This window comes from Bacillus sp. NPDC077411, assembly GCF_044543425.1.
GTDB lineage: Bacteria > Bacillota > Bacilli > Bacillales > Bacillaceae_G > Bacillus_A > Bacillus_A bruguierae.
The window spans coordinates 54,060-62,608 of record NZ_JBITWA010000024.1; the positions used below are offsets into that span (position 1 = coordinate 54,060).

Sequence of the window (8,549 nt, forward strand, 5' to 3'; positions counted from 1 at the left end):
GAGGAATATATGAAATTAGTTAATAAATCGATAGCCGATTTGAGTTAGAAAAAAATCAACAGTATTAGAACCGAAACTATTATGGGAGGTGGCATTATGCCATTGGAATCATTATCAAATATTTTAAATAAAAAATTCGAGAATTTCTTAGAGCATCAAAAAGTTTTGTATTCTACTAATATCTTGCTTGATGGCCAGTTAGATTTTCCTCAAGGATTCGCTATAAATCAGGAAAAAAATGAGTTGTATATATCCCGGCAGATAAACGGTGGAACAGATGTTAAAATCAGTAGATATTCCCTGCCAAATTGTGATTTGATAGACACAAAGTCATTCGCAAAATCAAAGGGTGCTTTTCAAGAAGGATTACCATTCTATTATGATATTAACAACAAGTTATGTTTCCTAGTTCGGACTACTTATGATAAGAATCTAGCCATCTTTAATTACGATGATGGAGTATTAGGAGATAATATTCCTGTTTTAGGAGGTTCAAAACTAGGGAAAGATAAAGATAATAAGTATTTAGTTACTTCTTTTGGTAGTGCAGATCGAACAGAGGGTGTGTATATTTATGATTTTAAATCTGTTGTAAATAGTGAACCCATTTTAATTAAAACCATCTTTTTTAGCAACGTTATCGCTAATGGTGAAAAAACACAAGGTCTTACAATTATTGACGATAAAATTGTATTAGGACGTGGGAAAACATACCCTGTCTTAACGGTTATTGATTTTAATAACACTATATTAAGTACTATTGAACTTAACAAAAAAGAGTTAGGAGCGTTAGTTAGAAGATTTGATAACCAAAATATAGACATTAATAATTTTAGGTATGAAAACGAAGGTGTGACATTCTATGAATACAATGGCAGCTTCGTCCCTGTTGTATGTCATATTATTGGTAGTAAAATGTATTTCTCGTTATGTGGATTACTGGAGTTCGAAAAAATTAACACTTCTTTGAATACAGAAATTTCGGTTTCTAATTCAATTAAATGGATTGATGCAACTCTAGAACCAGGCGTAACTAACTATGGTGTTGACGTTTCTGTAAGGTACGGAAAAGATAGTAATGGAATTGTATATTTCGAAGGAGTATGTACCCATTCTTATACAAGTCAAGATCCTAATTTAGTATTGTTTAAATTGCCTTTTCCATATGCTCCTAAACGTAATAAGTTTCACAATACCCAAGCTTCTGGTGGAGCAGACAAGCGAAATAGAATTGAAATAAAAACGAATGGGGATGTGATTTTAGTTACTACCACATCAACAACAACAAAACCATTCACTGCTTTAGATGGTATATTTTTTAATGTGGAGTGAGGAATTGTTTTTAAGCAAAGAGGGACAAATCGTCTCTCTTTTTATTTTGAAAGGAGATGCAAACAATTGGATCGTATCGATGTATTAACTAAATCATTTATAGCTGCCTTCGGTGGCTTTTGCGGTTATTTTTTAGGGGGGTGGGATGTGTCGCTGAAAATTCTAATTACGATGGCTGCAATTGACTATATTACTGGAATGATTGCTGCAGGATATAACGGGGAGTTAAAAAGTAAAATCGGATTTCGAGGCATTGCCAAAAAGGTAGTGCTTTTTTTATTGGTCGGAGCTGCTGCTCAAGTAGATGCCATGTTTGGAAGTAACAGTGCAATTCGTGAGGCAACTATTTTTTTCTTTGCAGGAAATGAATTGTTATCAATCTTAGAAAATGCAGGTCGTATGGGTATTAAGTTACCAGCAGCACTAACAAACGCTGTTGAGATTTTAAATAACAAAAACAAAGGAGAGAATAAATAATGACTAAACGTATTATTGATATTTCATACCACAACGAAAATCCAGATTGGGATGTATTAGCACCACAATTAGATTTAGCTATTTGTCGTGTGCAATATGGTTCAAGTAAGAAAGATATTAAATACAACGAATATGTGGAGGCATTAGAATCATATGGCATTCCACATGCTGCATATGCTTATGGTTGCTATGTGTCTGTAAATGATGCAATTGTGGAAGCAAAAGACTTTTTAGCGCGTGTAAATCCAAATGCCAAATTCCTAGTGTTAGATTGTGAGAAAGATACATTAGCTGCATGTGGTGGTGCAAATTTAGCAGCGGCTTCTCAAGCATTTATTGACACTTTAAAAGTGGCTGGTTGGAAAGTAGGGTTCTATGTATCTCATGAATTGTATCCTCTTTACAATTTACAAAGCGTAAAAGCAGATTTCTTATGGATTCCACGATACAGTACAAATCCACCAAAATATGCTTGTGACATTTGGCAATATGCAGACGGTGAAACAGGCGGATGGCTTGATGGTATCGGAAAGGTAGACTTAAATTACTTAAATGGGGACAAGCCTTTATCTTGGTTTATTAGTAAGAAAAACAACCTTCCAGAAGAAAATGTTGTTCTTCCACCAGATTGGCAAGATAACAACCTTGGCGGTATCACTGTAACAGCAGATGTTGCAAATGTACGGGAAAATCCATCTACTGACGGAGTAATTAAGCGACAAGTATTAAAGGGTAGTAATCATGTATACTTAGCATGGCATCATGACGGATCTCATTTTTGGTATAAAATCGCAGAAGGTAACTGGATTCGTGATGATGTAGCTAAAATTAATAAGGATGGCAAATCACAAGGTGTCGTTTGGGTAAATGGTGTGGATATTAACTTACGTAAAGGTGCAAGTACTGGCGATGTTGTCATCAATAAAATTACAAAACGTTCTGCTTATGAAGTACATTATCGATATGTTGACTGGATTTATGTCGCAGGTGAAGGTGTTGAAGGTTGGATGTATTTTGATGAATCTTATGTAAATTGGCTTAGATAAGACGAGAGCCGGCTCTTATGAGTCGGATTTTTTATTTTTTCTGTATTTTTGTTTTTAAAATCACGTAGTGAGGGGAAATCTTTTATATTACGGCTAGTAATATAAGTATATAACAATGTAATATTATATAACTTTAACTGTTTCTATAAAAAGGAGAGATAACATGATTCATCAAATAGATAATAATTCAAATAAATCCTTAGGTAACGAGAATATTGAAATGGAAACTAATGTGAAAACTGAGGACTCAACTTTTCCTTATGTTGATGTAAGAATGTATGGTGCAAAAGCAGACGGAACACAAGGTACATTAACAACCGAAGCTATACAAAAAGCATTAGATATTGCATTACATGAAGGAGGAGTTGATATTTTTATTCCTTCAGGTATTTATCGTATAACAAAATATTTAACTGTTTACAAAAATACGAAAATACGTCTAGGGAAAAATGCGATTTTATTAAGAGGGCATCCAGGAGGTATTGTGAAAAATGGAAATTCAGGAAATTTGTTTGAAGGTTATAATGGTAACGGCAACATAAGTATTGAAGGTGGAACGTTTGATGGTAATGTCCTTGAGTTTCCCCAAGGATTTAACATGACAGGATGGGCTCGGGGGGAAAATCTAACGTTTAGAGATATTACTTTCAAAGATGTTATTAATGCTCATATGATGGATATTAACGCTTGTCGTAATGTTGTAATTGAGAGATGTAAGTTTTTAGGATACAAAGATGCAACCACGGATAAATCAAGAGGGTATGCAGAATCTATTCAAATCTCTAACCATACTAAGTTAGGATTTTCTGATTTTGGAGCATGGGATGGAGAACCTTGTGATAATATAACTATTCGTGACTGTTATTTTGGTAGTAGTGATACGAAAGGGATGAATCCGATAGCTACGGGAATAGGAAATCATTCTTCTGTAATGTTCCTTTTCAATAGAAATATTAAAGTTATCAATAATACATTTGAGAATGCAACTTATGCAGGTGTTCGTGCTTTGAAATTTGGCGATATGACTATACAAGGAAATACATTCTTAAATTGTGAGAGAGCTATAGCACATTCGAATCCTGATGGAAGTCCTGGTGAGGGGCAAAAAGACCGCGAAGGTAATGACACAGGAATGCCAGAATCAGGTTATAACTTTGTTGTAAAAGAAAATACATTCTCAGGAACAAGACGAGAGGATATCTATATTGTTGGATGGCAAAATGATAAGAAAGCAGCTTTCTTTGATAGCGTTAAAATTATTGATAATGAATTTAAAGAGAGGAATTCACCCGAAGATTTTGCTACTATCGTACTTTCGTATGTTGACAGATGTAAAATTAGAGGCAATACATTCAAGAAATCATTTAGACATATTTTTTTCAAACAATGTAGAAAGTTAGAAATTAAATATAATTCTTTTGAAGATTCACGAAATGAATTCATCTATAATACAGCATTAACTTCTTCAGATAACACTGATTTTTTAGAGGATGTTGATATTTCTAATAATATTATGATTAACTCAGGTCGTGTAGGAATCTTCCTCCAATCTATTACAAGATTCTTTATTGATAAGAATAACATTCGCAATACTTCGCTTGAAGCTGACAATCAACGTAGTGCTATTTTAATTGGTAGTGCTTCTAAAGAAGGGTACATTCGTGATAATAGAGTGAGGATGTCAACTACCGAAAATAAAAATAAATATGGGATTGAAGTTACTCCTACATGTTCTAATGTACAAGTATTTAATAATGATGTGGAAGGGAAAACAGGTTGTGTTTTAGTATCCTCATCTGCAGGATTTGTTGGTTTCTTCGCTTATGATACGAATGGTGTAAAAAGAAAAGTAACCATTGACAATAATGGTACTTTAGTTTCTAGCCCTGTATAAGTAGAGGACGAGATGGAAAAAAACCGGCTCTTATTGAGTCGGCTTTTTTACTATGTATTAAACTTTAGCATTCATAAGTAACTCTTTTAATTCTTCTGTAGATAATTTACTTTCTAACGCTTTACTTAAGTCAAGTATAGGAGTTTTATAATCTACTGCTACTTGTAAACTATCAGTCTTCTTTTTTTCTGCATTGTCTTTAGAACAACCTACCCCACTAATTAACATGATTGGAAGTGCTAACGTTACAAGTTTCTTTGCTTTCATATTTCTATTACCCCTTATTAGTTGAATGATTGTATGTATAATTACAAGTTACTCTATTACTTTGTACGTTCTTCCATTTTCTTATCAAGTGCTTTGGCGTAGGCATCTTTGGTTTCCTGATTTAACTTATAAATTGCTTCTCTCCACTGTTCTCCATCTACACCTGACATATGTGGAGAACTTTTTAATACAGCTTCTTGAATCTTCAGTCCATCGTCTTTATCAGCGTCTTTTATTAACTTTGTTCCTTTTCTTGCATCTGTTATCCCTTCTTGTACGAGTTTATGAATGTCTTTGTATTTATCAGGTACTATTATGTTCTCCATACGGTCTAAGGCTTCATCCATATCGTTTGCTGTTTTAAATACATCTTTATATTTCTTATTATCTTTTGAAGCTTCTCCTAGTTTTAACAATATTTCATCCTTCTTGAATTGAAACTCTACCAGTTGCTCACAAATATAATACGGATACTGTTTTTCAGATATTACTGTTTTCGACATTGCTTTACTAGTTTCCTCAGTCTTAGGGATAGAATCTTTATCTCCTACCCCACAACCTCCTAATAATAGAACAGGTATTGCTAATGATACGAGTTTCGTTGCTTTCATTATGCATTCTCCTTTTAGAAATTATTGTAATTAATTAACATATTGTACCATAATATAAATCAAATAAATAATATGAATTTCCCCCTTACTTTTTGAATTCCAAATGTTTAGCATTTTGGTTTTTTATGCTCCCATAAATTCTTTATCAAAATAGAACTTGTCCATTAAATTATTTACAATACCGTTGAAATATGCGAACATAACATTCTCCATCTTTACTCCAGCTTTCACTTTCATAACAAACTCTTTAATAGCTTGTAAGCCGATTGCAAGCTCCTGGTCTTTGCTGAATGCTGTAGCACCTGTTGTGTAGTTAACAACTCTATTACACTGTCTTACAACCTTCCACAGTTCTTGTATTGGTTTTGATTCATAATAAAAAGAATTAGTTAAAGAAACAAAACGTTCTGGTACCCAATGAGGCACAAAATCAGCTTGTTTAATATTCTCTTCAGGAGTATTACTATCCTCATTACTATTACGTTTGTTTATATCTTTTATATTTTGTTTTAAGGAAACAGGTTTTGTCTTATTGGTCGGACACTTCTCGGACTTTTCAGCAGCTACCTTGTTGGACACTTCTTCCACAATAGGTTGAGTTACAATAGCGTTAGCAGTTTGCAGCATATCGGATTTACGTTTCATTTCGACATGCCCAGGTCAACGAGTTTCTTCATTTGAAAAGGTTAAATGAGGATGGAAAGGTTCAAATTGATGAAAGTAGCAATTGGGGTATAAGTATGAAGTATTATGGGATAGATGAGTAAGAATCTATTTAGAGTGTTTTTTCACACTTTAACAAGGACAAACTAACCGCTATCCTATTCAATACGCGCCTCTCTTTCACATTGAGAGCATCCGTTTGATTGGGTGCTCTTTTTATTGAATAAAATGAAGTTTTAATGAGGTTATAAGATGTATATAGCAATTACTATTTTAGGCGCTGTCGTTATTGGTACAGTGTCTTATTTGTTGTTAAGGGGAGATAAGGGATGAGCGTCTTACAACAATGTAAGACGGATGTAAGGAAAGTGAATGTCTACATTGAAGCGTAATGGCTAAACTAACAATATATGAATTGACTAAAAGATAATAAGTGATAAGGAGTAAGCGCATGATCTGGTTATTATTAATCGTCACATATGGACTGTTTTTGATACATGAAAACACCTTTTCGCTAACATAAAACCAAAATATCGCAAAACCTTTAAAAGTCCCTTCAGAAGTTGAAGGGACTTTCCATTCACATAATCAGTGTTATCGGAAGTTTTTTATAAACAACCAGTGTAAGACTGGATGGAGTAGTATTAGACTCTTTTATGGAATCATTTACTGCATATTCGGCAGTAAATAAAATAATAGTTACGGGCAATCAATAATGGTAATAGAGATGCCAAGGGACGGTCCTTCTACGGTAGGAAATGTAGCAGTAACCCCTACTGTCCCAGTTCCGTTAATGGCTGTGAAAGTAGTGGAAAAGTTTCCTGAAGCATCAGTAGTAGTATTAACAGGAGATACAGAACCAAGAAGAGGATCATCAACTGAAAATACAACAGGAATACCGGCAACAGCGATGCCTCCATCAACTAACAAGTTACCAGAAACAGTTGTAGTATTCGGTCCTGTTCCAGAAGAACATATTATAAAAGCATCAGCTGTAAGACTAGCGCTACTAGGAACGCTACAGTCAACAATGCTAATAGTGATAGTAAGAGGTAATCCTAAAACTGTAGCAGTAAGATCTACTGATCCAGTTCCGTCAATGGCTGTAAAAGTAGCGGTATATTCACCCGAAGTATCTGTAAAAGCAGGATTAGGGGCTACAGTACCAAGAGAAGGATTATCTACTGAAAATACAACAGGAATACCGGAAACGGGGACACCTGCAGTAAACACTGAACCAGAAATATTTACAATATTCGGTCCTGTTCCAGAAGAGCATACAGGGTTAGGATCAACAGATAAACTAAAGACAAGTTGGCTACAGTCAACAATGGTAATTGTGACGGGATTACTGATTTCTCCCAAAGCAGTAGCGGCAATCATTACTGATCCAGTTCCATCGATAGCTGTGAAAGTAGCAGTAAAGTTGCCAAAAGCATCTGTAAAAGCAGGATTAGGAGCTATAGTACCAAGAGAAGGATTATCTACTGTAAAGGAAACTGGTGTACCTGCTGGAGGAGGACTTCCATTCACCAACACTTGACCAGTAAGAGTCGAGGTAGTAAGCACTGGCGCTGGCCCCGCTGGAGAAGCACATATCGTAGTTGGATCAGCATTCAAGGTAATAGTTATGGATGGAGGAGCAATAGTCGCTAATAGATCTAGAACATTTTCAAATTTGAACTCGAGTAACATTTCCTTCTTGATGACGTCACGAAGAGTTCTTTGTACACTGGAATCGATAGCAAGAAGATTGGATATCGTAACCACTGGAGGAGAAAATGCGGTTCCTGTGTCTAATGTCCCTAGAACAAATTGAAGCTTCTCTGCCTCAGCATTAATAATGTGAGCCAAAGCTAATTCTTCTAGGGCAATAGAACTTAAAAGTAACGGGATTGTCTGTGCAGTCGTAACAGAAATAGTGGGAGTAATATTGGGGATGTTTGGAAAAGACAATATATATGCATCCTTTCTAGGAAACCGTCGAATCACCTGATTCCATACATGGGTCTCCCTTGTTTTTATTTTTACATTATTAGTTAATTCAGACAGGCGAATGTCGGTAACGGATAAATACCCTGAAGTAGGAGTCTATTTTGGTGTAAAAGAGGGGAGATGTTATAAGGTCAATCATTTTTAACATATTTCCCGAAAAGAAGTCTCCTTCCTCAAGGAGCGAGAAGGGCGTAGCCCAGCGAGTAGGTGGGGGATGAATTTTCGGTAGGTGATCGCCTACATATGTTCTTTGTATGTACTTTT

7 protein-coding genes and 1 pseudogene are annotated in these 8,549 nt (G+C 35.0%); 4 read left to right on the plus strand and 4 right to left on the minus strand.

What is annotated here, in order from left to right:
- Nucleotides 1–96 precede the first annotated feature (96 nt).
- From ACIGHG_RS21990 to ACIGHG_RS22005, 4 genes are all read left to right on the plus strand, one after another.
- The gene (locus ACIGHG_RS21990) at nucleotides 97–1,332 is read left to right on the plus strand and encodes a hypothetical protein (protein ID WP_336472377.1); all 1,236 of its coding nucleotides are present in this window, start codon (nucleotides 97–99) and stop codon (nucleotides 1,330–1,332) included.
- A 66-nt stretch (nucleotides 1,333–1,398) separates the two neighbouring features.
- Nucleotides 1,399–1,809 carry a phage holin family protein gene (locus tag ACIGHG_RS21995; RefSeq protein WP_336472378.1) on the plus strand — a complete coding sequence of 137 codons (411 nt, stop codon included), beginning with the start codon at nucleotides 1,399–1,401 and terminating at the stop codon, nucleotides 1,807–1,809.
- Nucleotides 1,809–2,855 carry a GH25 family lysozyme gene (locus ACIGHG_RS22000; RefSeq protein WP_336472379.1) on the plus strand — a complete coding sequence of 349 codons (1,047 nt, stop codon included), beginning with the start codon at nucleotides 1,809–1,811 and terminating at the stop codon, nucleotides 2,853–2,855. The genes ACIGHG_RS21995 and ACIGHG_RS22000 overlap by 1 nt, the downstream gene beginning before the upstream one ends.
- Nucleotides 2,856–3,018: 163 nt before the next feature.
- Complete coding sequence (locus tag ACIGHG_RS22005; RefSeq protein ID WP_396550573.1) at nucleotides 3,019–4,749, plus strand: right-handed parallel beta-helix repeat-containing protein; 1,731 nt, start codon at nucleotides 3,019–3,021, stop codon at nucleotides 4,747–4,749.
- Nucleotides 4,750–4,806: 57 nt separating this feature from the next.
- Here ACIGHG_RS22005 and ACIGHG_RS22010 read toward each other — a convergent pair whose 3' ends face one another.
- The 4 genes and pseudogenes from ACIGHG_RS22010 to ACIGHG_RS25715 all read right to left on the minus strand — a co-directional run bounded on the left by ACIGHG_RS22010 (nucleotide 4,807) and on the right by ACIGHG_RS25715 (nucleotide 8,246).
- Nucleotides 4,807–5,016, minus strand: coding sequence for a hypothetical protein (locus tag ACIGHG_RS22010; protein WP_396550574.1), 210 nt, complete (start codon nucleotides 5,014–5,016; stop codon nucleotides 4,807–4,809).
- Between the two features lie 56 nt (nucleotides 5,017–5,072).
- A complete protein-coding gene (locus ACIGHG_RS22015) occupies nucleotides 5,073–5,627 on the minus strand; it encodes a hypothetical protein (RefSeq protein WP_396550576.1) in 555 nt (184 codons plus the stop codon).
- 123 nt (nucleotides 5,628–5,750) lie between these two features.
- Nucleotides 5,751–6,278: pseudogene (locus ACIGHG_RS22020) on the minus strand (helix-turn-helix domain-containing protein); the annotation flags it as partial.
- 711 nt (nucleotides 6,279–6,989) lie between these two features.
- On the minus strand, nucleotides 6,990–8,246 hold the full coding sequence (locus ACIGHG_RS25715; RefSeq protein ID WP_483861799.1) for an alpha-helical endospore appendage domain-containing protein: 1,257 nt from the start codon (nucleotides 8,244–8,246) through the stop codon (nucleotides 6,990–6,992).
- Nucleotides 8,247–8,549 lie beyond the last annotated feature (303 nt).

Coding starts and splice junctions, on each gene's coding strand:
- ACIGHG_RS22015 (WP_396550576.1), bottom strand. CDS start 5,627: ATGAAAGCAACGAAACTCGTATCATTAGCAATACCTGTTCTATTATTA.
- ACIGHG_RS22005 (WP_396550573.1), top strand. CDS start 3,019: ATGATTCATCAAATAGATAATAATTCAAATAAATCCTTAGGTAACGAG.
- ACIGHG_RS22010 (WP_396550574.1), bottom strand. CDS start 5,016: ATGAAAGCAAAGAAACTTGTAACGTTAGCACTTCCAATCATGTTAATT.
- ACIGHG_RS22000 (WP_336472379.1), top strand. CDS start 1,809: ATGACTAAACGTATTATTGATATTTCATACCACAACGAAAATCCAGAT.
- ACIGHG_RS21990 (WP_336472377.1), top strand. CDS start 97: ATGCCATTGGAATCATTATCAAATATTTTAAATAAAAAATTCGAGAAT.